The organism is Paenalcaligenes sp. DL 463, assembly GCF_057475185.1.
Map to the genome: position 1 here is coordinate 289,978 of NZ_JBYBKX010000001.1, position 25,220 is coordinate 315,197.

Annotated in this window: 27 protein-coding genes; 19 read left to right on the forward strand and 8 right to left on the reverse strand. The window is 50.0% G+C overall.

From position 1 onward, the window contains the following. Positions 1-5: 5 nt before the first annotated feature. The gene (locus AC2UZI_RS01355; RefSeq protein WP_486942035.1) at positions 6-1,049 is read right to left on the reverse strand and encodes a FecR family protein; all 1,044 of its coding nucleotides are present in this window, start codon (positions 1,047-1,049) and stop codon (positions 6-8) included. A 55-nt stretch (positions 1,050-1,104) separates the two neighbouring features. Continuing rightward, on the reverse strand, positions 1,105-1,800 hold the full coding sequence (locus AC2UZI_RS01360; RefSeq protein ID WP_486942036.1) for a response regulator transcription factor: 696 nt from the start codon (positions 1,798-1,800) through the stop codon (positions 1,105-1,107). A 386-nt stretch (positions 1,801-2,186) separates the two neighbouring features. On the opposite strand from AC2UZI_RS01360, the gene rpsL reads away from it, so the two are divergent. From rpsL to rpsJ, 5 genes are all read left to right on the forward strand, one after another. Beyond that, the gene (gene rpsL, locus AC2UZI_RS01365) at positions 2,187-2,558 is read left to right on the forward strand and encodes a 30S ribosomal protein S12 (RefSeq protein ID WP_486942037.1); all 372 of its coding nucleotides are present in this window, start codon (positions 2,187-2,189) and stop codon (positions 2,556-2,558) included. Positions 2,559-2,704: 146 nt separating this feature from the next. Continuing rightward, positions 2,705-3,175 carry a 30S ribosomal protein S7 gene (rpsG, locus tag AC2UZI_RS01370; protein WP_486942038.1) on the forward strand — a complete coding sequence of 157 codons (471 nt, stop codon included), beginning with the start codon at positions 2,705-2,707 and terminating at the stop codon, positions 3,173-3,175. A gap of 18 nt (positions 3,176-3,193) precedes the next feature. Beyond that, positions 3,194-5,296 carry an elongation factor G gene (gene fusA / locus AC2UZI_RS01375; RefSeq protein WP_486942039.1) on the forward strand — a complete coding sequence of 701 codons (2,103 nt, stop codon included), beginning with the start codon at positions 3,194-3,196 and terminating at the stop codon, positions 5,294-5,296. An 83-nt stretch (positions 5,297-5,379) separates the two neighbouring features. Further along, the gene (tuf, locus tag AC2UZI_RS01380; RefSeq protein WP_486942025.1) at positions 5,380-6,570 is read left to right on the forward strand and encodes an elongation factor Tu; all 1,191 of its coding nucleotides are present in this window, start codon (positions 5,380-5,382) and stop codon (positions 6,568-6,570) included. A gap of 69 nt (positions 6,571-6,639) precedes the next feature. Next, positions 6,640-6,951 carry a 30S ribosomal protein S10 gene (gene rpsJ, locus AC2UZI_RS01385; RefSeq protein WP_238665749.1) on the forward strand — a complete coding sequence of 104 codons (312 nt, stop codon included), beginning with the start codon at positions 6,640-6,642 and terminating at the stop codon, positions 6,949-6,951. Positions 6,952-7,069: 118 nt separating this feature from the next. Here rpsJ and AC2UZI_RS01390 read toward each other — a convergent pair whose 3' ends face one another. After that, entirely contained in the window at positions 7,070-7,504 is a 435-nt protein-coding gene (locus tag AC2UZI_RS01390) for an IclR family transcriptional regulator (protein ID WP_486942040.1), read from the reverse strand. A 261-nt stretch (positions 7,505-7,765) separates the two neighbouring features. Here AC2UZI_RS01390 and AC2UZI_RS01395 point away from each other — a divergent pair, with 261 nt between their 5' ends. The 14 genes from AC2UZI_RS01395 (at position 7,766) to rpsQ (ending at position 18,266) form a co-directional block, all read left to right on the forward strand. Then, on the forward strand, positions 7,766-9,373 hold the full coding sequence (locus AC2UZI_RS01395; protein WP_486942041.1) for a GMC family oxidoreductase: 1,608 nt from the start codon (positions 7,766-7,768) through the stop codon (positions 9,371-9,373). Positions 9,374-9,417: 44 nt separating this feature from the next. Then, entirely contained in the window at positions 9,418-10,314 is an 897-nt protein-coding gene (locus tag AC2UZI_RS01400; protein WP_486942042.1) for an MFS transporter, read from the forward strand. A 214-nt stretch (positions 10,315-10,528) separates the two neighbouring features. Next, positions 10,529-12,490 carry a glycine betaine ABC transporter substrate-binding protein gene (locus AC2UZI_RS01405; RefSeq protein WP_486942043.1) on the forward strand — a complete coding sequence of 654 codons (1,962 nt, stop codon included), beginning with the start codon at positions 10,529-10,531 and terminating at the stop codon, positions 12,488-12,490. Next, positions 12,487-13,302: an ATP-binding cassette domain-containing protein gene (locus AC2UZI_RS01410; RefSeq protein WP_486942044.1), complete on the forward strand. Its 816-nt coding sequence runs from the start codon at positions 12,487-12,489 to the stop codon at positions 13,300-13,302. The genes AC2UZI_RS01405 and AC2UZI_RS01410 overlap by 4 nt, the downstream gene beginning before the upstream one ends. A 233-nt stretch (positions 13,303-13,535) precedes the next feature. Then, positions 13,536-14,213: a 50S ribosomal protein L3 gene (rplC, locus tag AC2UZI_RS01415; RefSeq protein ID WP_486942045.1), complete on the forward strand. Its 678-nt coding sequence runs from the start codon at positions 13,536-13,538 to the stop codon at positions 14,211-14,213. Between the two features lie 2 nt (positions 14,214-14,215). Then, positions 14,216-14,836 (forward strand): 50S ribosomal protein L4, encoded by a 621-nt coding sequence (rplD, locus tag AC2UZI_RS01420; RefSeq protein WP_486942046.1) that lies wholly within the window; start codon positions 14,216-14,218, stop codon positions 14,834-14,836. After that, positions 14,833-15,129: a 50S ribosomal protein L23 gene (gene rplW / locus AC2UZI_RS01425; protein ID WP_486942047.1), complete on the forward strand. Its 297-nt coding sequence runs from the start codon at positions 14,833-14,835 to the stop codon at positions 15,127-15,129. The genes rplD and rplW overlap by 4 nt, the downstream gene beginning before the upstream one ends. A gap of 1 nt (position 15,130) precedes the next feature. Next, entirely contained in the window at positions 15,131-15,958 is an 828-nt protein-coding gene (gene rplB, locus AC2UZI_RS01430) for a 50S ribosomal protein L2 (RefSeq protein WP_486942048.1), read from the forward strand. A gap of 11 nt (positions 15,959-15,969) precedes the next feature. Then, on the forward strand, positions 15,970-16,245 hold the full coding sequence (gene rpsS, locus AC2UZI_RS01435) for a 30S ribosomal protein S19 (protein WP_486942049.1): 276 nt from the start codon (positions 15,970-15,972) through the stop codon (positions 16,243-16,245). A gap of 2 nt (positions 16,246-16,247) precedes the next feature. Beyond that, complete coding sequence (gene rplV / locus AC2UZI_RS01440; protein WP_486942050.1) at positions 16,248-16,577, forward strand: 50S ribosomal protein L22; 330 nt, start codon at positions 16,248-16,250, stop codon at positions 16,575-16,577. Between the two features lie 9 nt (positions 16,578-16,586). Beyond that, positions 16,587-17,360, forward strand: coding sequence for a 30S ribosomal protein S3 (gene rpsC / locus AC2UZI_RS01445; protein WP_486942051.1), 774 nt, complete (start codon positions 16,587-16,589; stop codon positions 17,358-17,360). Positions 17,361-17,362: 2 nt separating this feature from the next. Continuing rightward, entirely contained in the window at positions 17,363-17,779 is a 417-nt protein-coding gene (gene rplP, locus AC2UZI_RS01450) for a 50S ribosomal protein L16 (protein ID WP_238665734.1), read from the forward strand. Positions 17,780-17,788: 9 nt separating this feature from the next. Continuing rightward, positions 17,789-17,980 carry a 50S ribosomal protein L29 gene (rpmC, locus tag AC2UZI_RS01455; protein ID WP_486942052.1) on the forward strand — a complete coding sequence of 64 codons (192 nt, stop codon included), beginning with the start codon at positions 17,789-17,791 and terminating at the stop codon, positions 17,978-17,980. A gap of 1 nt (position 17,981) precedes the next feature. Further along, complete coding sequence (gene rpsQ, locus AC2UZI_RS01460) at positions 17,982-18,266, forward strand: 30S ribosomal protein S17 (protein ID WP_486942053.1); 285 nt, start codon at positions 17,982-17,984, stop codon at positions 18,264-18,266. Positions 18,267-18,385: 119 nt separating this feature from the next. On the opposite strand, the gene AC2UZI_RS01465 is transcribed toward rpsQ, so the two are convergent. From AC2UZI_RS01465 to AC2UZI_RS01485, 5 genes are all read right to left on the reverse strand, one after another. Beyond that, entirely contained in the window at positions 18,386-19,078 is a 693-nt protein-coding gene (locus tag AC2UZI_RS01465) for a FadR/GntR family transcriptional regulator (RefSeq protein ID WP_486942054.1), read from the reverse strand. A 30-nt stretch (positions 19,079-19,108) separates the two neighbouring features. Next, a complete protein-coding gene (locus tag AC2UZI_RS01470; RefSeq protein WP_486942055.1) occupies positions 19,109-19,939 on the reverse strand; it encodes a sulfite exporter TauE/SafE family protein in 831 nt (276 codons plus the stop codon). 235 nt (positions 19,940-20,174) lie between these two features. Continuing rightward, complete coding sequence (gene cysG, locus AC2UZI_RS01475; RefSeq protein WP_486942056.1) at positions 20,175-21,638, reverse strand: siroheme synthase CysG; 1,464 nt, start codon at positions 21,636-21,638, stop codon at positions 20,175-20,177. A 2-nt stretch (positions 21,639-21,640) separates the two neighbouring features. Next, complete coding sequence (cysI, locus tag AC2UZI_RS01480; protein WP_486942057.1) at positions 21,641-23,350, reverse strand: assimilatory sulfite reductase (NADPH) hemoprotein subunit; 1,710 nt, start codon at positions 23,348-23,350, stop codon at positions 21,641-21,643. Positions 23,351-23,359: 9 nt separating this feature from the next. Then, on the reverse strand, positions 23,360-25,174 hold the full coding sequence (locus AC2UZI_RS01485; RefSeq protein ID WP_486942058.1) for an assimilatory sulfite reductase (NADPH) flavoprotein subunit: 1,815 nt from the start codon (positions 25,172-25,174) through the stop codon (positions 23,360-23,362). Between the last annotated feature and the right edge of the window lie 46 nt (positions 25,175-25,220).

The window sequence follows — 25,220 nt, forward strand, 5'->3', positions numbered from 1 at the left end:
CAAGTTTAGAAGTCGTTTAGCGTCACGGGGATATTAAATCGCGTCATCACGGGCGCCCCGTTACTGGATTGCAATACGGGTTGGCCAGGGAAGCTTGCAATGGCATCTCGCCCCATTATGCCGTTTTCATCAATAGCACGAACGCGTACGTAGTGGGTTCCCGACCCAACGCCTCGAAAGTGGGCTGTGGTGTCGGTAGTGAACTGTCGGGACACGAGTTGTGAACCCACTTCGTCGAGTGAGACTTGGACGAGATAGTGTTGGGCTCCGGATAGGGGCGGATAGTGAATCTCCCAACCACTACGGCCGCGTGTAGGCTCGGAAATAGCAGGGGCAGGGAGCAGCGTGCCGCTGGCAAAGATGGCGCCGCTGTGATCAATCGCCGCACCACGGTTAGTGGGGACCATTTGTGAGCGTTGGCCGGGCGCATGCAGTTTTGCCTGACCCGTTAGTACTTCGGTGATCGTTTTATCGTCGTAGGCACTGACTCGCAAGTCGGTGCCGCGTACGCCTGTAATGGCGATGGGCGTGTGCACCTCGAAGCGACCTACGCCTTGTTTATTCGGCGCCACCCGTGTTTCGATGTTTCCGGTTTCGAGCAACAGGATAGAGTCGCTGATGCGCGCACGCTCGAAAGCTTGGATACGTTGAAGCGTGACGTGGCTGTCGGGAGGAATACTGATCGTACTTTCATCAGTCAGCATTAAGGTTAAGAAGGATTGCTGATCAGTGTTAATGACGTCGCCTTCTTGCAGCTCATCGCCTAATTGCGCTGGGCTGTTGTTAATCAGTGGTTGGCCTACGCGATGCGTAACCACGGCGGGAGCCGCGTGCATCGGAATCATTGAAAATGGAATACGTAGGTTTTTTCCAATTGGCAACGCGAGAGGGTCAGCGATGTTGTTTAATGTCTGTAGCGTGCGCCAATTTGCGTTATTTATGGTGTATAGCTCGGCCAGATCTGACAGGGTGTCTCCGGCTTGAACGCGGTAAATGAAGTCTTCACCTTCGGCCCCCGAGGGTTGAGCAACTACGGGCTGACTAAGCACGGCAAATGCCGTTAGGAAGGTTAAGACTAGGCGGCTAAACATATTGTTTGGGTAATTAGTGTTCGTTAAGTGACTCTAAGCGATAGCCGAGTGCATAAGATGCGTTTAAACGCACACCGTTCTCAGGACGCAGCTGAAGCTTACGACGTATGTTTGAAAGGTGCGTATCTAATGTCCGAGACGTAGCAGGAATTTCTCGGTTCCACACCGATGTAGCAAGGACGTCACGTGAAAACAGTCGGCCCGGGTTTCTGAAGAGTAGTAGAGCGAGCTCAAACTCTTTAGGTGCCAGTACGATGTTTTCCTCATTTAAATGTACCGTGCTTTCCACTGGATTAATTTTGTAGGGCCCAAAGTCGAAAGGCTCACTAGATGGCACGATGGGATTCATGCGTCGGATAAGAGCTTGTACACGCGCTGTTAGCTCGCCTTCACGTACAGGCTTGAGCATGTAGTCATCGGCGCCGGCTTGTAAGCCCGTAACAATATCGGTCTCGCTAGTGCGACTGGTAAGAAACAGGACGGGCAGAGCGTAACCTTGGTTATTGCGGATCCAATGTAAAACGTCTAAACCGCTGACATCAGGAACTTCCCAATCCAGAATGATCAGATCAAAGTCAGGTGATTTAGCCAAATGGCTAATCAATGACTTGCCCGTGGCAAATTGCGTGCAAGTGTAGCCTGCTGATTCCAGAGTCTGAGCGATAAGTTGGGCCTGTGCTAAGTCATCTTCAAGCGATGCAATATTCATAGAGCCTAATGATATTTAGAACGTGGGAAGTGCCTAAAAGTATAGCCTTCAACGCCACAGTTTGTAACGTTTAAGCCGGATGTGACCTGAATCTAACGTTCTGCTGCGAATAAAGGCCTAGGAAAGTCGAATTATTGACCTAAAAGTGATCAACATGGTACATTGGTGGGCTTACTCATAGGACCCTTTGCCGGTTTTCCTAAAGTAAATTTCTTGGCGGGCTGTCATTTGTTTTTAATAAAAGATAAGTCGATTGCCAAGTAAAATAGTGCTAGACCCGCTCTTTTACGTAAATACTCGTTTTGGGCGGTTCTGTGCAAGTCGTCCAAGCCGTATAGCGGCCGGGACGTGTCAAGTGTTTGTACGTAAAAGGATACGTCGAGGTTATGCCAACCATTAGTCAATTAGTGCGCAAGCCGCGCAGCGTCGGTCGCCCAGGCAGCAAAAGCCCAGCGCTCGAGAACTGCCCTCAGCGCCGTGGTGTTTGCACCCGTGTCTACACCACCACTCCAAAAAAACCTAACTCTGCTCTACGTAAAGTAGCTAAAGTTCGCCTTACCAACGGCTATGAAGTCATTTCATACATCGGTGGTGAAGGTCACAACTTGCAAGAGCACTCAGTCGTACTTATCCGTGGCGGTCGTGTAAAAGACTTGCCGGGTGTGCGTTATCACATTGTTCGCGGTGCGCTTGATTTACAAGGCGTTAAAGACCGTAAGCAAGCTCGTTCTAAATACGGCGCGAAGCGTCCTAAATAAGCTGTAGTTTCCGCAGACTAGTTATCTAGTCCGTGTCCGTGCAGCCTTTGTTTTATTTATTACGAAGGCATGTAAGTGGCTGTTTTTTGATAAATAGCCGTGGCCGTGAAACGCGGTTCAACTGAATTGTCACAAAGGAAAGTAATATGCCTCGCCGTCGCGAAGTACCCAAAAGAGAAATTCTGCCCGATCCAAAGTTTGGTAACGTTGAGCTTGCCAAATTTATGAACGTTGTTATGTTGTCCGGCAAGAAAGCTGTTGCCGAACGTATTGTTTATGGCGCCCTTGACCACATTCAGGAAAAAGCCGGCAAAGATCCCATTGAAGTGTTCTCAACCGCCATTAACAACATTAAACCTGTTGTCGAAGTAAAAAGCCGCCGTGTCGGTGGTGCTAACTACCAAGTACCTGTCGAGGTTCGTCCTGTACGTCGTTTGGCGTTGGCCATGCGTTGGTTGCGTGAAGCAGCAAAAAAACGCAGCGAAAAATCCATGGATTTACGCTTGGCTGGCGAGTTGCTTGATGCAGCCGAAGGTCGTGGTGGTGCAATGAGAAAGCGTGAAGACACGCATAGAATGGCAGAAGCCAACAAAGCATTCAGCCATTTCCGTTGGTAATCAAAGGACATATAAATCATGGCCCGCAAAACCCCTATCGAGCGCTATCGTAATATTGGTATTTCTGCGCACATTGATGCCGGAAAAACCACTACGACAGAACGCATCCTGTTTTACACCGGTGTAAGCCACAAGCTGGGCGAAACCCACGAAGGTTCCGCCACCATGGACTGGATGGAGCAAGAGCAAGAGCGTGGTATCACCATTACCTCCGCTGCTACGACTGCTTTCTGGAGTGGTATGGCAGGCAATTACCCAGAGCATCGCGTCAACATCATTGACACACCTGGACACGTTGACTTCACGATTGAAGTTGAGCGTTCCATGCGTGTACTTGATGGCGCTGTAATGGTTTATTGTGCTGTGGGTGGTGTACAGCCTCAGTCTGAAACTGTATGGCGTCAGGCTAATAAATACAACGTTCCACGTTTGTTATTTATTAACAAAATGGACCGTACGGGCGCTAACTTTTTCAAAGTACTAGACCAACTGAAACTGCGTTTGAAAGCGAACCCAGTACCTATCGTATTGCCGATTGGTGCTGAAGACGAATTCCAAGGCGTTGTTGATCTCGTCAAAATGAAAGGTATTGTTTGGGAGAACGAGAACTACGGTATTAAGTTCGAGTACGTTGATATCCCAGAGCACCTTGTTGATGACGCTAATCAGTGGCGTGAGCAGCTTGTTGAAAGCGCAGCAGAAGCTAACGAAGAGTTGATGAACAAGTACCTCGAAGAGGGTGACCTCACCGAGGCAGAAATCACCGAAGGTATTCGTTTACGTACAATCGCTGGCGAAATCCAGCCGATGTTATGTGGTACAGCCTTTAAAAATAAAGGTGTACAGCGCATGCTAGACGCCGTTATTGACTACATGCCATCACCGGTTGATATTCCACCAGTTGGCGGTGAAGATGACGACGGTAATGCTGTAACACGTGCAGCGAGTGACGAAGAGCCTATGTCCGCATTGGCATTTAAGCTTATGACAGATAACTTTGTCGGTCAGCTTACTTTCGTTCGTGTGTATTCAGGTGTATTACGTTCTGGCGACACCGTGTATAACCCAGTTAAGGGTAAGCGCGAGCGTATCGGTCGAATTCTGCAGATGCATGCTAATAACCGTGCCGAGCTTAAAGAGCTCGTGGCTGGTGATATTGCCGCTGTGGTTGGTTTGAAAGAAGTGACAACCGGTGAAACCTTGTGCGATATGCAGAATCACGTGATTCTCGAGCGCATGGAGTTCCCTGAGCCTGTTATTTCACAGGCGGTAGAGCCTAAAACCAAATCTGACCAAGAGAAAATGGGTGTGGCTCTGTCACGCTTGGCACAAGAAGATCCGTCTTTCCGTGTTAGCAGTGATGAAGAGTCCGGCCAAACGATCATTTCCGGTATGGGTGAGCTTCACCTTGAAGTTCTTGTTGACCGTATGCGTCGCGAGTTCGGTGTAGAAGCTAACGTAGGTAAGCCACAAGTTGCCTACCGTGAAACCATCCGTAAAACGTGCGAAGAAGTCGAAGGTAAATTCGTACGTCAATCCGGTGGTCGTGGTCAGTACGGTCACGTGGTACTTAAGCTTGAGCCTCTCGAGGCCGGTGGTGGTTACGAGTTTGTTGACGAAATTAAAGGTGGTGTGGTTCCTCGTGAATACATCCCTGCTGTTGACAAAGGTATTCGTGAAACATTGCCTGCAGGCGTTATTGCTGGTTACCCAGTGGTTGACGTTAAAGCAACATTGTTCTTTGGTTCTTACCATGATGTTGACTCTAACGAAAACGCTTTCCGCTTGGCTGCTTCAATGGCTTTCAAGGAAGGTATGCGTAAAGCAGACCCTGTATTGTTAGAGCCTACAATGGCGGTTGATGTCGAAACACCTGAAGAGTATGCCGGTACAGTGATGGGCGATTTGTCATCACGTCGCGGTATGGTCCAAGGTATGGAAGACATTCCTGGTGGTGGTAAATCGATCAAAGCTGAAGTACCTTTAGCAGAGATGTTTGGTTACTCCACAAGCCTACGGTCACAAACTCAAGGCCGTGCGACATACAGCATGGAGTTTAAGCAGTACGCCGAGGCGCCTAAGCACGTTGCTGATGAAGTTGTCAGCGCACGGGCAAAATAAATAACACTTATGTGCCTGCCTGTTGTATAAACAGGCAGGTTTCAAATATTTTTGTTTTCTAGAAAACATAGTTGGGATAAATCATGGCAAAAGGTAAGTTTGAACGGACTAAACCACACGTCAACGTCGGCACAATCGGTCACGTTGACCACGGTAAAACCACTTTGACTGCAGCAATCTGCACGGTTTTGGCAAAAGAGTACGGCGGTGAAGCACGCGATTACGCGCAAATTGACGCCGCTCCTGAAGAGAAAGCGCGTGGTATTACCATCAGCACCTCACACGTTGAGTACGAGACACCTAACCGTCACTACGCTCACGTTGACTGCCCAGGTCACGCTGACTACGTTAAAAACATGATTACAGGTGCTGCGCAGATGGATGGCGCGATTCTTGTGGTTTCTGCTGCTGATGGCCCCATGCCACAGACACGCGAGCACATTTTGTTAAGCCGTCAGGTTGGCGTGCCTTACATCGTTGTGTTCCTGAATAAAGCGGACATGGTTGATGACGAAGAGTTGCTCGAGTTGGTTGAAATGGAAGTTCGCGAGTTGTTGTCGAACTACGATTTCCCAGGCGACGACACACCGATCATTAAGGGTTCAGCCAAGTTGGCACTTGAGGGCGACACCAGCCCCTTGGGTCACCCTGCAGTGGTTGAGTTAGCCGCCGCGCTAGACAGCTACATTCCTACCCCTGAGCGTGCAGTTGACGGTGCATTCTTGATGCCTGTTGAAGACGTATTCTCCATCTCCGGTCGCGGTACAGTAGTAACTGGCCGTATTGAGCGTGGTGTGGTGAAAGTGGGTGAAGAGATCGAGATCGTTGGTATCCGTGAGACGGTGAAATCGATTTGTACAGGCGTTGAGATGTTCCGCAAGTTGCTCGATCAGGGTGAAGCGGGCGATAACGTGGGTGTATTGCTACGTGGTACGAAGCGTGAAGACGTTGAGCGTGGTCAAGTATTGGCCAAGCCTGGTTCCATTAAGCCACACACAGATTTCACCGCTGAGGTCTACATTCTGTCCAAAGAAGAGGGTGGTCGTCACACACCTTTCTTTAAAGGCTACCGTCCTCAGTTCTACTTCCGTACAACGGACGTAACCGGTACGATTGAGTTGCCAGAAGACAAAGAAATGGTCTTGCCTGGTGATAACATCTCGATGACCGTATCGTTGATCGCTCCGATTGCGATGGAAGAAGGTCTGCGTTTCGCGATTCGCGAAGGTGGCCGTACTGTTGGTGCTGGCGTTGTTGCCAAAATCATCAAGTAAACTGCTGATGTAGTTTAAATGCGGGGGCCATTATCCGGCTCCCGCGCTTTTCGTTCTTTAGGAATTCTCATGAAAAACCAAAAAATCCGTATCCGCCTTAAGGCTTTCGATTACAAACTTATCGATCAGTCTGCGGCTGAAATCGTTGATACGGCTAAGCGCACTGGTGCTGTAGTCCGTGGTCCTGTACCTCTACCTACACGTATCCGTCGTTACGACTTGTTAAGCTCACCTCACGTGAACAAGACAGCGCGTGACCAAGTTGAAATGCGTACACACCAGCGTCTAATGGATATTGTTGATCCTACAGACAAAACTGTTGATGCTTTGATGCGTTTAGACCTGCCAGCAGGTGTTGACGTGGAAATTGCACTGCAGTAAAAGATTTTTTGAATGTCGGATCACTGATTAGACATTTAAATAAAGAAGGCCGAGTCTCATAAGGGGACTCGGCCTTTTTGTCTTGTGCAGCATATCAATACATTGCTTGGCTTTCGTTTTAGCGGGGTGTTGATATGTTGCATTGGCTGCTGAATTGTGTGCAGAACACTTGCGCTATTTCGTCAGCGACTTCTTGCATTAACGAACGGTGGGACAGTAGCTTTCGTAAATCGGTACGCGCCGAAACCGCATGGCATGCGACGGCGGCGATGATTTCCCTGCTTGAGGCCCCATAGATGGGGACCGCAATGGCGACCATACCTTTTACAAACTCTTCTTGATCAACGCCAAACCCTTGTCGGTAGGTATTCTCAAGTTCGCCCTTCAGTGTCTGATGGTCTGTAATCGTGCTTTGTGTATAGGCGGTGAGCTCAAGACGCTTTAGGTGGTCTTGCTGTTCGATGAGGGGCATGTGAGCCAGAAAAAGTTTGCCGCTGGCCGTGCAATGTAAGGGAACTTCAACGTTGGGACGTACGTTGTAGTAGCTGAGCAAACGTTAGTGGTTGGCCAGAGGTAGCTAAGGCTTCAACGATGACTAATACTCGAGGGGATGTGTTCTGGTCCGGCACGTAATACTCCTTTTTTGTGCATAGGCCTATTCTTACTTTTTTTTGAATTTTAGTTCTAAAACTGTTGTTTGAAATGGGACCGCTTTGCATAACGTAGTGCCAATTATGGTTTTTTAAGCGCAAACCCTATATTGAGAAGTTCCATTGCTCTCTAAATTAGTCTGCACAAGAACAAGGAGACTGGTGTGAGAGCGCATTACGATTATGTGGTTGTGGGTGCGGGCTCAGCGGGTTGCGTGCTCGCCAGCCGTTTAAGTGAAAATGGAAAGTATACGGTCTGCTTGCTTGAAGCTGGGCCTGAAGATAAAAATATGTGGATCCATATCCCTATTGGGTATGGAAAAACCATGTTTAACAAGAAGCTGAATTGGGCCTTTCAGACGCAAACTGACCCACACATGAACAATCGCAGCTTCTACTGGCCGCGAGGAAAGACCTTAGGGGGATGCAGCTCTATCAATGGGCTAATTTACATCCGAGGTCAAAAACAAGATTATGACCGCTGGTCAACGCTGGGTAATCAAGGCTGGAGCTGGCAAGAGTGTCTCCCGTACCTCAGAAAGTTAGAGAACAATGATTTGCCCGACTCAGACACGCGTGGCAAAAGTGGGCCGTTAAGTGCGACCTCCATTCCTGCTAATCATGAACTGGTTGATGCCTTTATTAAATCGGCGGGATTAAACGGAATGCCACGCACTCAAGACTTCAATTCCGGAGATCAATTGGGTGCTGGCTATTATCAATTGACGACGAAAAATGGTTTACGGCAATCCACGGCTGTAACGTACTTACGTCCTGCAAGAAGCCGAAAAAACTTAACCGTAAAAACTGACTCTCTGGTCCATCGTGTGCTGTTTGAGGGAACAAAAGCAGTAGGCGTAGCGTTTAGCCATAACGGAGGCGCAGTTCAGAACATCAAGGCAAACCGAGAGGTCATCTTGAGTGCAGGAGCGATACAAAGCCCGCACACACTGCTGTTATCTGGAGTAGGCCCAGCAGAGTCATTACAAAAATTCGGCATTCCCGTGGTGAAGGCGTTGTCAGGGGTAGGACAAAATCTTCAAGACCACTTGCAGTTGCGTTTGATGTACGAAGTTTCCAAACCCATCACGAATAATGATCAATTACGCACAGTGTGGGGTAAGGGAAAAATCGGTCTGCAGTGGTTGTTAAAGCGATCAGGCCCTTTAGCGATAGGGATCAATCAAGGCGGTGCTTTCGGTTACGCCTTGGAGGGAGAAGCCACAAGCCCAGACGTGCAGATTCACTTCGGCACGTTGTCAGCGGAACAGGCCGGTGGAAAAGTGCACCCATTTTCGGGTTGTACGGTGTCCATCTGCCAACTACGCCCCGAGTCAAGAGGCTTTCTAGAGTTAGGGGATCGAGATCCAGCAACGCCGATTGCGATCAATCCGAACTATTTGAGCGCTGACTTAGATCGTCGTACAGCCGTTGCGGCGGTTCGTTTAGCGCGTCGTATCGCAAGCACTGGTCCATTAAGTGAGCTGTTAGTGCGGGAACATCGCCCGGGTGTAGAGCAGCAAAGTGATGAGCAAGTATTAGAGTTTTGCCGTAATTACGGCGCCACAATCTTCCACCCCTCTGGTACAGCAAAAATGGGCGTGGCAAGCGATTCATCAGCAGTCGTTGATAACGAGTTACGTGTGCACGGCGTTCAAGGCTTGAGGGTGGTCGATGCCTCCATTATGCCAACGCTTGTTTCGGGAAACACCAATGTGCCAGTGGTGATGATCGCTGAGCGAGCCTCCGAGATGATCCTGCGTAACGCTTAATAAGCCGCCCACTCATTAGAGTGTTGGGGGAAAGGAGAGATAAGATGCAAGCAGATAAAAAGAAAGAAGTACATCGTGTAGTGCGGGCGTCTGTCATTGGCGCGACGATCGAATGGTATGACTTTTTCTTATACGGAGTTATTGCTGGGCTGGTCTTTAATAAGTTGTACTTTCCGTCAGGGGACCCTTTTATCGGCACGATGTTGGCTTACGCCACGTTTGCGATAGGGTTCTTAGCAAGGCCATTAGGCGGCATTATCTTTGGGCATATCGGTGACAAGGTCAGTCGCAAAGGGGCTTTGATTGCCACATTGATTTTGATGGGGGTTTCCACCTTCGCCATCGGTTTAATCCCTTCGTACGAAAGCATAGGTATTTGGGCACCGATCTTGTTGTTGATTTGTCGTGTGATGCAGGGTATCGGTTTGGGTGGCGAGTGGGGCGGTGCTGTGTTGATGGCTTATGAGTATGCCCCTAAGGAAAAGCGCGGTTTATATGCGTCGTGGCCGCAAGTTGGTTTGTCTCTGAGCCTATGCTTGGCACCCGGGGTTTCGGCCTTACCCGCTTTGTATTTAATGACGGCGCATGTGGACAGCACATGGATCGTTTGGTTGTCCATTATTATCCCGTTTGGCATTCTTTATGCCTCAGTGTATGGCCCAGAGGCAGCGCTATTTTGTGAGTTGTTTGACACCGATGTGCGTTACACCGGCATTTCTTTTGTGTACCAATTCTCTGGTATTTTTGCCTCTGGCATCACACCCATGATTGCAACCGCTTTATTGCATGCTAACGACAATCAACCAGGGTATGTCGCAAGCTATGTGGTGTTTGCGGGGCTGGTTTCAGCACTAAGCGCATGGTCTATTCATCGATCAAAGAAGCGTGATCATGTTGTAGCAACGTCTACATCGATACGGACCAAAGCCACGAGTATGTAATCCCCTGTTAACACTGAGCGAATGGCGGTTTTTTGAAAATACTGAGGCAGGAAAATGACAATTTGCGTTTTCCTCGCCTCAGTTGGTATATGCTAAAAGCTTCGTAACATCAGCAGCCAAGAATACCGTCACGGCTTTGAATGCACCTTTGTCTTCGGCAAGCCACTGGCGGTGGAACCAATCAACCGAGTACCGTAGCCTGAAGGAGAGCCTGATGTGCGCTCAGTTCGTGGGGCTTGTGCGATACCTGATCTTATTGTGTTGTTTTGCTGTAGTAGCCCCAGCGCTTGCCGCTGAGCAAAAGCAAAGCACTTGTGGTGATACGCCCATCAAGATGGCGGATCTGTCTTGGGAGAGTGCCGCCTTCACAACCCAACTAGTAAAGCAAATTCTAGAAAAAGGGTATGGTTGTAAGGTAGAAGTGGTTCCTGGGACTTCTGCCGCGCTTGAGACCGCGCTCGCTCAAAATGATATACAAATTATTGCGGAACTGTGGTCTGGGCGTACTGAAATTATTGAAAATGCCGTGGCGGCGAACACGGTAAAAGTGGTGGGTGACACCCTAGAAGGCGGGGCTGTACAGGGCTGGTACGTACCTGACTACATGATTGATGGTGACGCGAACCGCAACATCAAGCCTTTAACCCCAGATTTAAAGAATGTCGCCGATTTGGCGGATCTTGCGCAGGTGTTTGCCGATCATGAGCAGCCCACTAAAGGACGATTCTTTAATTGTCCTACAGGCTGGGTGTGCGAGAAATTTAATACGGAACTACTAGAGGCGAATGGGCTGAGTGAACATTATGTGAACTTTCGCCCAGGTACCGGAGCGGCCCTTGATTCTGCGATTAGTGCAGCGTACGAACGAGGCGTGCCAATCTTGTTTTACTATTGGCAGCCCGCAGGCCTGATGGCGAAGTACAGTTTTAGACGCATTGAGCAACCTCCTTTTGATCAGGCGTGTTGGGATGCCGCTGTGAATGAAACAGGCAAAGCGTGCCCGACTGATTTCGTCCTCTCTCGTTTGAGTGTTGGCTTATCAACCCCGTTTACGCAGCAGCATCCGGCGCTGCTACCCCTGTTCGAAAGCCTAACGCTGAGACCGGGGATCATGAACGCCATTATTTTGGAGATGAACGAGCAGCAAATGTCGGGAGCGGACGCAGCAGCCAACTTTCTGAAACAATACCCCGAGTATTGGAAAGAATGGATGCCCGATGAAGCAGCGCAACGCCTTGAGTCGTCGTTATCGAATACGGGAATACAGGTAATTGGCCATTCCACTAGCTTAATGGGGCAACAAGCTATTTTTCCAAGTTGGTCGTTACGAGACAAGATCAATGAAGAGTTACGCATCGTGGTGCGTAAAAGTGGTGATTCGTTCAGAGAGGTGAGCCACTTTGTACTGTTGAATGTGCTGCTGCCCTTAGAACGTTTGTTGATGACCATACCGGCATTGTTGTTCTTGGTGCTGGTTGCCGCATTAAGTTGGCACTCCACGCGCCGTTTCAGCTCGGCTGTACTTTATACACTGGGTTTTTATGTCATCGGCGCCTTGGGTTTGTGGGACAAGCTCATGCAAACGTTGGCGTTGGTGTTGTTATCTACCGCCTTATCGGTGGTAATTGGCATACCCATCGGGATTGTAATGGCAAGAAATCGTTGGGTGCGTAAGCTAATTTCTCCATTGTTGGATGTGATGCAAACCATGCCTAGCTTTGTCTATTTGATCCCTGTGCTGATGCTATTTGGCTTGGGCAAGGTGCCAGCGATATTAGCAACCATCATCTATGCGGTGCCTCCGCTAATCCGCCTAACCAGCTTAGGGATACGGCAGGTCGATCATGAGCTTATTGAAGCGGCACAGTCGTTCGGGGTGACGCGCGCACAAATGCTTTATAAGGTCACGCTGCCTTTGGCGAGACCCAGCATTATGGCGGGCATTAACCAAACCACCATGATGGCTCTTTCGATGGTGGTGGTGGCCTCAATGATTGGTGCGCAAGGTTTGGGTGAAGACGTGTTGGCTGGAATCCAAACAAACGATATTGGGCGCGGTTTGCAAGCCGGTTTTGCCATTGTTATTCTAGCGATTGTTATGGATCGCACGAGCCAAGCCTACGGGCGCTCAAAGCGTAGCCGAGCGCGTAAAGTGAACGCGGAGCCCAAATCATGAGTGACTATAAAGTACAGCTTCGTCATGTGGTTAAGGTGTTTGGCTCGTCGCCCGAGCCCGCCTTGACGATGCTGAAAGAGGGCGCAGCTAAGCAAAAGGTGCAACAACGCTGTGGGGTGAACATCGGCTTAGCGGGCGTTAGCGCTGCGTTCAAGACCGGCGAGATTTCGTGTGTGATGGGCTTGTCTGGATCTGGAAAATCCACACTTATCCGCCACATTAATCGTTTAATTGATCCCACGGCAGGCGAGGTGCTGGTTGATGGCGAGAACATTCTTGACCTCACACTCGACCAGCTACGACAGTTTAGGCGCCATAAGATGAGTATGGTTTTTCAAAGCTTTGCCCTGCTGCCGCATTTAACAGTAGAAGAGAACGTAGCTTTCGGGTTAACGGTGCGAAAAGAGGTTCCTGAAAGCGTCGCGGAACGTACCAGCCAGTGGATCGAGAATGTCGGCCTAGCGGGTTATGAACGGCATTATCCAGATGAGCTTTCAGGGGGCATGCGACAGCGGGTTGGATTGGCTCGGGCCTTAGCCACGGATGCCGATGTTTTGTTAATGGATGAGGCTTTTTCTGCACTCGACCCATTAATTCGATACGAGATGCAAGATCAATTATTAAGTCTACAAAGTCGTTTACAAAAAACGGTGATCTTTGTGACGCATGATATTGATGAGGCGTTACGCTTAGGTCAGCATATTGTCATTTTGAAAGACGGATTGGTCGAGCAAGCGGGTAGTCCCGAAGAGATCATCCAACACCCCAATAATGAATACGTAGAGCGTTTTGTCGCACGGCGACACGCGTGAACGCGTAGAGGTGGGATCAGTTTCTTATCAAAGGCTTATTAGCGAGTTAAGGCTGTTGTATTCCCGCTTGACAGATACTTATTTTATTGCTCGCCTTTGCTTGTTCGTGTTATATTAGTTAGCTTAGCCATTTTTACTGTAGTAAGAGTGGTTAAATAGCAGGTTCTGTATACAAACGTATGCGTAATCAGTAAATAAGCCCCGACCAATCGTAGTTGGGAATGGAGAAAAAGATGTCGAACTCGACACCTGTGCCTGCCGCATGGCGGCTGGGCCTTGTTGGGCGCAAAGTTGGCATGACCCGCATCTTTACCGAAGACGGTGAATCCGTACCGGTAACAGTGTTGGACGTGTCAAACAACCGCGTAACCCAAGTCAAGTCGCCCGAAGCTGATGGCTACGCTGCTGTTCAAGTGGCATATGGCACACGCCGCGCAACACGCGTAAATAAAGCAGCTACCGGACACTACGCTAAAGCTGGCGTAGAAGCAGGTAGTGTTTTGAAGGAATTCCGCTTAGATCCCGCTAAAGCCGCTGAACACACCGCTGGTGCTGTTATTGCCGTTGATAGCGTTTTCGAAGTCGGTCAAAAAGTTGACGTAACAGGTACAACCATCGGTAAGGGTTTTGCTGGTACGATCAAGCGCCACCATTTTTCAGGCCAACGCCGCTCCCACGGTAACTCGATTTCACACCGAGTTCCTGGTTCTATCGGTATGGCTCAAGATCCCGGTCGTGTATTCCCCGGTAAGAAAATGGCCGGTCATTTGGGTGCTGCTACCCGCACAGTTCAAAACCTAGATATCGTTCGCGTTGACGCTGAGCGTGGTTTGTTGTTGGTGCGTGGTGCTGTTCCCGGTCACAAAAATGGCGACGTAGTTGTACGTCCCGCCATCAAGAAAGGAGCCTAATTATGGAACTCAAGCTCCTGAATGATCAGGGTCAAGCTGCGTCTACAGTTGCTGCTTCCGATGTGGTTTTCGGTCGTGAGTTCAACGAAGCGCTAGTACATCAAATCGTTGTCGCTTTTCAAGCGAATGCACGCAGTGCAAACAGCAAGCAGAAAACCCGTGGTACCGTTTCGCACAGCACACGTAAACCTTGGAAGCAAAAAGGTACAGGTCGTGCACGTGCAGGTATGACATCTTCACCATTGTGGCGTGGGGGCGGTCGCGCTTTCCCGAACACTGGCGAAGAAAATTACAGCCACAAAGTTAACAAGAAAATGTATCGCGCTGGTTTGCGTTCCATTTTGTCTCAGTTAGCACGTGAAGACCGTATTGCTGTGATTGATTCTTTTGCTCTCGAAGCGCCAAAAACAAAATTGGCTGCAACGAAACTAAAAGACATGGGTTTAGAGTCTGTGCTAATCATTACTGATGCATTTGATGAAAATCTTTATCTAGCTACACGTAACTTGCCTCACGTTGCTGTGGTAGAACCGCGTTACGCTGATCCTGTTTCGTTGATCCACTTCAAGAAAGTGTTGATCACCAAGGCAGCTATCGCTCAACTCGAGGAGATCTTGGGATGAACGCAGAACGCTTACTCCAAGTCATCCTGGCTCCAGTCGTAACTGAGAAAGCCACGATGGTAGCTGAACAAAATCAGCAAATCGCATTTCGTGTTGCAGCTGACGCTACTAAACCTGAAATCAAAGCAGCTGTAGAACAGTTGTTCAAGGTTGAAGTCGAGTCCGTGCAAGTTCTTAACCAGAACGGTAAACAAAAGCGCTTTGGTCGTTTTGAAGGCCGTCGCCGTAACGAGCGTAAAGCCTATGTTTCGCTCAAAGCCGGTCAGGAACTCGACTTTAGTGAGGTGAACTAATATGGCACTCGTTAAAGTAAAACCAACGTCTGCTGGCCGTCGCGGTATGGTCAAAGTGGTGCACTCTGAGCTACACAAAGGTGCCCCTTATGCTCCATTACTCGAAAAGAAATCACGTACGGCAGGTCGTAACAACAATGGTCACATAACGGTACGTCACCGTGGTGGTGGTCATAAACAGCACTACCGTATCGTAGATTTTCGTCGTAACAAAGACGGTATTCCTGCGAAAGTAGAGCGTCTCGAATACGATCCAAACCGTACTGCTCACATTGCATTGCTTTGTTATGCAGACGGCGAACGTCGTTACATCATCGCTCCTCGTGGCCTCGAAGTCGGTGCAACATTGTTGTCCGGTCAAGATGCACCGATTCGCGCTGGTAACACATTGCCTATCCGCAACATTCCAATTGGTGCAACGATTCACTGCATCGAGATGTTGCCCGGTAAAGGTGCGCAATTGGCTCGTTCGGCTGGTGCTTCTGCCGTCTTGCTAGCGCGTGACGGTTCATACTCCCAAGTGCGTTTGCGCTCGGGTGAAGTACGTCGCGTACACATCGATTGCCGCGCCACTATTGGTTCGGTAAGCAATGAAGATAATAGCTTGCGACAAATTGGTAAAGCCGGTGCCACTCGTTGGCGCGGTGTACGTCCTACTGTTCGTGGTGTTGCCATGAACCCGATCGATCACCCTCATGGTGGTGGTGAAGGTCGTACGGGCGAAGGCCGTGAGCCAGTTAGTCCATGGGGTACTCCTGCTAAGGGCTACCGCACCCGCCGTAACAAACGCACAGACAATATGATTGTCTCGCGTCGCAAGCGCAAGTAAGGGGCGAACAAATGTCACGTTCGATTAAAAAAGGCCCATTTGTAGACGAGTATCTCATTAAAAAAGTAGATGCTGCTGTCACGGGCAACGATAAACGGCCGATCAAAACTTGGTCACGCCGCTCAACCATCCTGCCCGAGTTTATTGGGCTGACGATTGCTGTGCACAATGGCCGTCAACATATTCCCGTTTACATCAACGAGAATATGGTTGGTCATAAGCTTGGCGAATTCGCGTTGACCCGTACGTTTAAAGGTCATATTGCGGATAAGAAGTCACGGAGATAGCGATGGAAACCACTGCAACTATTCGTGGAGTGCGTATTTCAGCGCAGAAGGCACGCTTGGTCGCGGACATGATCCGTGGTAAGTCTGTGTCTCAAGCACTAAATACCTTGACTTTCACTCCCAAGAAAGCCGCTGGCATTATCAAAAAAGCGCTTGAATCCGCTATTGCTAATGCTGAACATAACGACGGTGCCGATATTGACGAGCTACGCGTAACCACAGTGTATGTGGATAAAGGTCAATCATTGAAACGATTCTCCGCACGCGCTAAAGGCCGCGGTAACCGTATCGAGAAGCAGACTTGCCACATTGTGGTCAAGGTCGGCGCTTAAGGAGTCACAATGGGACAAAAAGTTCACCCAATTGGGTTCCGCCTCGCTGTTAACCGCAACTGGAGCTCTCGTTGGTACGCTGATCACAACGAGTTCGCCGGCATGCTGGCTGACGATATCCGCGTACGCGAGTACCTCAAGAAAAAGCTCAAGAATGCTTCTGTTGGCCGTGTCGTTATTGAGCGCCCCAACAAGAACGCCCGCATTACGATTTACTCCGCCCGTCCAGGCGTTGTGATCGGTAAGCGTGGTGAGGACATCGAAAGCCTGAAGGTTGACCTTCAGCGTTTGATGGGCGTTCCTGTACACGTTAATATCGAAGAAATTCGTAAACCTGAAACCGATGCTCAGCTTGTGGCTGATTCAATCGCTCAGCAACTTGAGAAACGTATTCAGTTCCGTCGCGCCATGAAACGTGCGATGCAGAACGCAATGCGTCTTGGTGCCCAAGGTATCAAGATCATGAGCGCTGGTCGTTTGAACGGAATCGAAATTGCTCGTAGTGAGTGGTACCGCGAAGGTCGCGTGCCGCTACACACATTGCGTGCCAACATCGATTACGGTACAGCAGAAGCCCATACTACTTACGGTATTATTGGCATCAAAGTTTGGGTTTATAAAGGCGATATGCTTCCTAACGGCGAAATGCCTGTTGAGACAGCAGCTCCAGAAGATCGTCGTCACCGTCGTCCACGTGGGGAGCGTCCTGAAGGTCGTCGCCCAGGTCGTGGTCGTGGTCCACGTCGCGATGCTTCTGCAGCGCCTGCGCCTGAAGGAGAATAACTATGTTGCAACCCTCTCGCAGAAAGTATCGCAAAGAGCACAAAGGTCGTAACACCGGTTTAGCAACACGTGGAGCGCAAGTTTCATTTGGCGAATTCGGTCTTAAGGCAACTGGCCGCGGTCGTTTGACTGCACGCCAGATTGAAGCTGCTCGTCGTGCGATTAACCGTCACATTAAACGTGGTGGCCGTATTTGGATCCGTATCTTCCCAGACAAACCAATTTCACAGAAACCTGCTGAAGTTCGTATGGGTAGTGGTAAGGGTAATCCAGAATTCTGGGTCGCTGAAATTCAACCCGGCAAAATGCTGTACGAAATGGAAGGTGTTAGCGAAGAGCTAGCCCGTGAAGCATTCCGTCTAGCTGCCGCTAAGCTGCCGATTTCCACGACATTCGTGTCGCGTCAGATTGGTGCTTAAGGAGATCTCATGAAAGCCAGTGAACTCCGTTCAAAAGAAACCGCCGAGCTCCAAACCGAGCTCGAGAGTCTGCTGAAAGCACAATTCAGTCTGCGTATGCAGCGTGCAACTCAGCAGCTTTCCAATACCAGCCAGCTATCGAAAGTACGTCGCGACATCGCTCGTGTACGCACAGTAATGGCTGAGAACGCAGGAAAGTAAGATGAGCGAAACGCAAACAACCGAAGTCGCAAAGAAGCGTCAGCGTACCTTGCAAGGACGAGTGATTAGCAACAAAATGGATAAAACCGTAGTCGTTCTTGTAGAACGTCACGTTAAACATCCTTTGTACGGCAAAATCATTATTCGTACGAACAAGTACAAAGCGCACGACGAGACTAACCAGTACAACGAAGGCGATATCGTAGAAATCGCTGAAGGTCGTCCTATTAGCCGCGATAAATCGTGGACAGTAGTTCGCCTGTTGACGGCAGCTCGCGTAATTTAATGCGCTAAATGCCCTAGCGGCATTTATTAAAAAGCCCAGCATCAAAATGCTGGGCTTTTTTTATGTCTACAGAAATCATTGCTTTAAACGGCAGTTGGGTTGGCACTACCTGACGCTGATTAATCTAATTCGGTCTCTAGGCCTTGTCGTACCGTGCTTAGATGAGTACGCATGGCATCCGCTGCTTGGCTGGGTTCGCGCTGTTGGATGGCTTCTACGATTTTATGGTGTTGCTGGCTGTAATGTTGGCGAGTAGCCTGATCTAAGGTGGCTTTTCGTAAGCGTCCCCATGTGGTTTGTAAGCGAGCCGAACTTAGTACCTCAGAGAAGTGTTGCAGTAGGCGATTATGGGTCGCGCTGGCTAGCGCTTCATGAAATCGACTGTCGCCGATTTCCCATTCCGCGTACGAGCGAGCGTTATGGCTTTGTTCGTAGCAGTCCATTAACACCTGTAAATCATGGGTACTGGCGTGGGTCGCTGCGGTAGCAGCGATGGCAGGTTCAAGCACATAGCGTGCGGTCATGAGTTCTAAAGGGCTTACATGTAAGCCGATGGCTGAGTCGTCTTTTTGTTTGGGCTCGACCACGATCGTGCCCCGCCCAGGTACGCGTTCAATACGGCCTTCTTGCTCTAAGTGATTAAGGGCTTCGCGAATGACTCGACGACTGACTTGCAACTGTGTGGCCAGTTCTCGTTCTGGCGGAAATTTATAACCGGGGCCGTAATCCGGCGAGGCCAACAAATCGCTAAGGTGTTGGATAACGGTGTCGGCCCGCCGAGCGATAGGTCGAGGTAGCGCAGTATTCGTCATGTCATTCACTAAACAAATCGTCAAATGGCATTAACCGCGAAGGGCGGTAATTAGCATGTTGATGGCATTAAAGAATAAGAAAGCAGCAAAGGCATACTTTAAGTATTTTGGGTTAATGCTGTGTGCAATACGCGCTCCGATCGGGGCAAAAAAGCCGGTCACGGGTATAAGGATGGCGAAAGCGACAAGGTTAACGTACCCGATACTGAAAGGAGGAAGGTTGGGTTCGCCTAGACCGGCGAGAAAAGCACCAATGGTGCCCGGCACCGAAATCAGTAAACCCACGGCGGCTGCGGTGCCTACGGCTCTGCGGATAGGGTAGCGATATAAGCTAAGCAATGGAACCGTTAAGCTTCCGCCGCCAATGCCCATAATGGATGAGAGACCACCTACCGTTATGCCAGAGAACCAGCGAATTGGGCCTTTAGGAAGCTCACCTTGTTCATCCGCATGACCAGAGGGGCCTAACAGCATGTAAACGGCAATTAAAAAGGTGATGGCTGAAAAAACGAAAGTGAGCTGTACGGACTTAATGCTACTAAATAGGCTCATTCCGATGATCGTGCCTATTAATAGCCACGGACCCCAGCTTTTTAATAAGGCCATGTCTACAGCTTGTTTTTTGTAGTGTGCTCTGGATGATGACAGCGCCGTGGCAACAATGGTTGAAAGCGAGGTGCCAACAGCGACGTGCATACGTATGTCGGCATTGAAGTCGAGGGCCGTAAACAAGTAAAACATGACGGGGACCAAGACGATACCGCCTCCTACACCGAGCAAGCCGGCGATCAGGCCAGCAAAGACGCCAGCAATGGCCATAGCGCCGATAAAGTAAATATAGGTCTCTGTAGTGAATTCCATTTTTATGGTTTGGTTCGAGTAGAAAAGCTATATGGTACCAAAACGGTTCAGGCTTGTAGAGAAATATGAAAACTGTGGTGTGGAAGCTATTAGTGTACTTATAAGAGAATATGTTTTCTTGTTTTAATATCATCCAATGGCTCGTAGCACAAAAAAAAGGGACCAAAATACATATTGGTCCCTTTTTTGGTTGCTGCGTTATTTGACGTAGCAGTCGGTGATGTGCTGATGAGGTTTAGGCCGCTTCTAACTCGGGTAGCTTTGTCACATCAAATTGTGTCGTCAAGGGCAGATCGCTGTCTGGATACTCATCAATAATTTCACCAAACCAATGTAATTGCTTAGCCAGTGCGGCAACTGGGCCTACGATTAACAACGACGGTGAGCTAAATGAGTGTTGGTCGGTATAGTGTTGTACCTGATCTAAGCGAGCAAGCAGGGTGCGTTGATTAGGCCTTGATCCGTTTTCAATAATGGCGCAAGGCGTATTGGCTTCGCGACCGTGCTGGATAAGCATCCGATTAAACGAAGCAATTTGCTTCAAGCCCATGTACACCACTAAGGTTTGGGTGGCATCGCACAGCCCAGCCCAATCATCAATGTGAGCATCTTCTTTGCGGTGTGCGGTGACGAACTGCACAGATTGAGCGAATTCTCGGTGCGTGAGAGGGATGCCGCTGTAGGCAGCACACGCTAAAGCGGCGGTAATGCCGGGTATTACTTGGTAATCAATGCTGTGTTGGCGTAAAAACTGTAGTTCTTCACCGCCGCGACCAAAAATAAAAGCATCACCGCCTTTTAGCCGCACAACGGTTTGGCCTTGCTGAGCATGCTCTAGCATAAGTCGATGAATACGTGACTGCGTAGCATGGTGATCTTCGCCGACCAGCTTACCCACATGAATTTGCGTGGCATCGCGACGAGCCAACTCAAGAATAGAGGGATCCACTAAGCGATCGTACAAAATAACGTCCGCTTGATTGAGAGCGCGCAGAGCGTGAAGGGTTAGTAATCCTGGATCACCTGGGCCAGCTCCGACCAAAAACACTTGCCCTTTAGGAGGGGTTTGATGTTGTTGTAGAGCAGATTCTAAGGTCTCTTGGGCTTGCTCCAGTTGTTGAGCTTTCAGCAACTTAGCGACCGGACCGTCTATCATCCAGTCGTAGAAAGCACGTCGGGGTGCAAGGTTGGGAAACTTCGCTTTGATGTTCGACCGGTAGCGTTGTGCGAGTTCAGCGATGGCGCCGATGGAGTGGTCGACCATGGTTTCGATTTGAGCTCGTACCCGCCGTGCCACCATGGGTGCTGCGCCCGACGACGAGATCGCCACCACCACAGGAGAACGATCGACGATAGCGGGCACTTGAAAGCTGGATAATGCCGCATTGTCGACGACGTTGCTAAACAAGCGACGGGCCTTAGCGTGAGCAGCAATATGCGTGTTGAGCTCAAGATCATCGGTTGCTGCGACCACGAGCCAGACCGTATCAAGATCACTTTCTTGATATGGCGCGATGCGTAGCTGGATGCGGTCATGGGTAGCCCAATCTTCCAACGTAGCATTCGCGCTTTTGGTGACGACACTGACCTTAGCGCCTGCGGACAGCAAGAGGTGAATCTTACGTTCGGCGATATCGCCCCCACCCACTACCAACACAGGGCGCTCTTTAAGGTCGGCAAAAAGAGGAAATAGCTGCATGGTTACGCCGTTTCTAACACTAAAGGGATGAGTTTCTGGGTCGGCTGAGCGATGATTTCTGCACGAAGTAAGAAGTCGCCAAAGTATTCATCTTGATGACGTTGAGCAGCGTAGCGCTCGAACAGGCCGTTAAGGTGTTCGAGGATGGCGTCTTCATCGATGTTTTGTTGATACAGCACATTGAGACGTTCGCCTTTAAAGTTGGCGCCCAAGCGTAAATCGTAGCGGCCAGGGGCGCGGCCAACTAAAGCAATTTCTGCCAGATAAGGTCGAGCACAGCCATTAGGGCAACCGGAAATACGGAACACTATTTCTTGTTCGAGCAAGCCGTGCTGCTCAAGCAGTGTGTTGAGTTTGGGTAAGATAATGGGTGCGTAACGTTCGCTCTCGGCCATGGCTAAGGCACACGTCGGTAGGGCGACACACGCAATGGTATTGCGCGCGATTCCACTTTGCGTTTTGTAGCTATCAAGCTGGTATTGCTCTACCAAGGCGTCAATGCTGGCTTTATCTTCGGTGGCGACATCAGCCACAATCAAGTTCTGATTACAGGTTAAGCGGAAGTGTCCTGTGTGCACGTTAGCGATTTCACGCATGCCGGTAAGCAGTGGAGAGTTAGGACTGTCAATCAGTCGGCCTGAGTTGATGCGCAAGCCTAAATGCCAGTTGCCATTTTCACCTTGGGACCAGCCGAATTGGTCGCCATTTCGTTCAAAAGACCAGTCTTTGGGCGGCGCCAACTCGATGCCAGCGCGCTCTTGGATCTGCGCTTTAAACCAGTCGGCCCCTAAGGTGTCGACCGTATATTTAAGGCGAGCATAGCGTCGTTCGTCGCGGTTACCGTGGTCTCGTTGTAGGGTGATGACGGCCTCGGCGGCAGCAATAACGTCTTCCAGGGCTACGAAGCCCAACACGCTACCCAAACGGGGGTAGGTGGTGTCATCGCCATGCGTCGCACCCATGCCGCCACCGACGGTCAGGTTAAAGCCAACGAGGGTGTCGTTTTCAATAATGGCAATAAAGCCCATGTCTTGAGCGAAAATGTCCACATCGTTGGTGGGGGGGATGGTGAGGCCAATTTTGAACTTACGGGGCAGGTACGTTTTGCCGTAAATCGGTTCGACTTCAGCGTCGTCGTTTGTTAATTCATCGACTTTTTTTCCATCCAGCCAAATTTCTGCGTAAGCATTGGTTTTGGGTAAAAAATAATCCGACAGTTTTTGTGCCCAAGCGAGTACATCGGCATGATGTTGGGACAGCAAGGGGTTAGAAACGCTGACGACTTGGCGGTTTACATCGCCACAGGCAGCGATGGTGGTCGCATGAGCTCGACGAATACCTTGCATCAAGTTTTTCAGGTTGCGTTTCAGCACGCCATGCCATTGAAAGGTTTGACGGGTGGTAATGCGCAGTCCAAATTCGGCGTAGTCTACCGCAATTTGATCAAAAATTAGCCACTGTTCGGGGGTGATGATACCGCCGGGTAAACGGGCTCGGATCATAAAGCTGTGCGCTGGCTCAAGCTTTTGTTTACGGCGCTCGTCGCGCAGATCGCGGTTGTCTTGCTGATAACTGCCATGAAACTTCAACAGTAAGTTGTCGTTGTGGCTGATCGCACCGGTTAATGGATCCGAGAGGCCTTGGGCAATGGTGCCACGTAGGTAGTTACTGTCGATTTTGAGTTGCTCGATCGGAGCGATTTTCTTTGTCATAGCTGTCTTTTAGTAAACGTCACGGGCATAACGGCCCTGAGCGCTAAGCTCATCAATCCATTGGCGTGCTGCCTCGTCATCCAAGCCGCCTTCAAGCTGGGCGATTTGCTGCAGGGTAGCGTGTACGTCTTTGGCCATGTGGTTCGCGTCGCCACACACGTAAATGTGCGCACCGGACTGAATCCATTCGTAGATATCGGTCGCGTTTTCGAGTAGCTTGTGCTGCACATAGATTTTCTCTTTTTGATCTCGTGAGAAGGCGACATCCATGCGATGGAGTTGTCCTTCTTCAACGGCTCGTAGCCATTCGGTTTGATAGAGAAAATCGCTAGTAAAGTTTGGATTACCGAAGAAGAGCCAGTTTCGGCCGGCGGCCTCTTGGGCACCGCGCTCTTGGACAAAGGCGCGGAAGGGTGCAATACCGGTACCGGGGCCAATCATGATCACGTCTTTGTTGTGATCTTCAGGCAGACGGAATCGTGAGTTCGGGTCAACAAAAACCAACACCTCGTCGCCTTCGCTAAGTTGGCTTAGGTAGTTTGAGGCCACACCCCAGCGTTGCTCGTCATTAAATTCGTACTGCACGTTGGCGACGGTTAAGTGGACTTCTTCATCGACCACACTTTGGCTAGACGCAATGGAGTACATGCGCGGGGCTAGCGGACGCAACGCGTTCACGAAGGTTTCGGCTGTCCAGACTGCTGGGAAGCGTTTAAGCGCATCAAGCAATTGGTGCGTGGTGAGTAGTTCACGAAACGCGTCCAGACCTTCTGGACTTAAGGCGTGAGTGAGCTCAGGGCTTGCGTTGTGCTCGGCCAGTGTTACCAAGAAAGGCTTTGTCAGTTGTGTAAGTTCGCGGTAATGGCTAAGCCACTCGCGTACGCTACGAGTTTGCTCTTGGACCGTTACGGATTGTTCGGCATCGATGTTGGTTTCTGCCAAAATCGCGTCAACAAGGCGGGCGTCTTGTACTGGCCAAACCCCCAGTGAGTCTCCTGGCTGATAGTGCAGTTTGCTGTCTTCAAGTGAGAGCTCAAAGTGACGCACATCGCGTATGCTGCCCTGACCGGTAATGGCTTGAGCTTCAAGTAGGGTCGCTTTAAAGGGGTTGTCGCGAGTGTAACTTTGCGCTTTAGGATGCAAGGGGGTGACCGTCGAGGTGCCCGTTGCAGGTTCGGCTGCTGCCTGTAATGGCTTAGCGAGCTCAACCGCCCCTTGTTTCCAAGGCGTGGCCACGGTTTCAATGTCTAAGTCGGCCAGACCGCTATCCAGCAGTTTGGACGCGCCTAATTCAAGTAGGCGTTTCTCGATGGTTTCGGCAATACCGCAGAATAAGGGATACGACGAGTCGCCTAAACCGAGAATACCAAACTGCAGCTTATCGAGTTTAGGGGCTCGATTACCGGCCAAGAACTCGACAAAACCGATTGAGTCATCGGGTGGGTCGCCTTCACCTTGGGTGCTGATAACAATAAACAGCAACTCTTCTTCTTTGAGTTCGCGCGTGGCGAAACGGTCAGCGCGCACTAAGCGGACGTTTAAGCCAGCTTGTTGGCACTGTTCGTAGAATTCGGTAGCGACACGTTCGGCATTGCCCGTTTGGCTACCAAATAAGATGGTAGCGGGGCGTGAGGGGGCCGCAGCGGCGGCAACAGCAGGCGAGGGGACAGCGACTAAGCTGGGCGTACCGTGTTCACCCTGTTTAACCTGAGCGGCACCAGCTAAGTAGCCGGATAACCAAGTGAGGGTATTAGGGTCTAGGTCGCGAGTGAGCTCGTTGATGAGCCCCTGCGCTGTGTCGGGAAGGCGGGACAAAGCAAGCATGATGTCTCAGTATTAGATATGGATAGGTCCATTCTATAGAGCGATC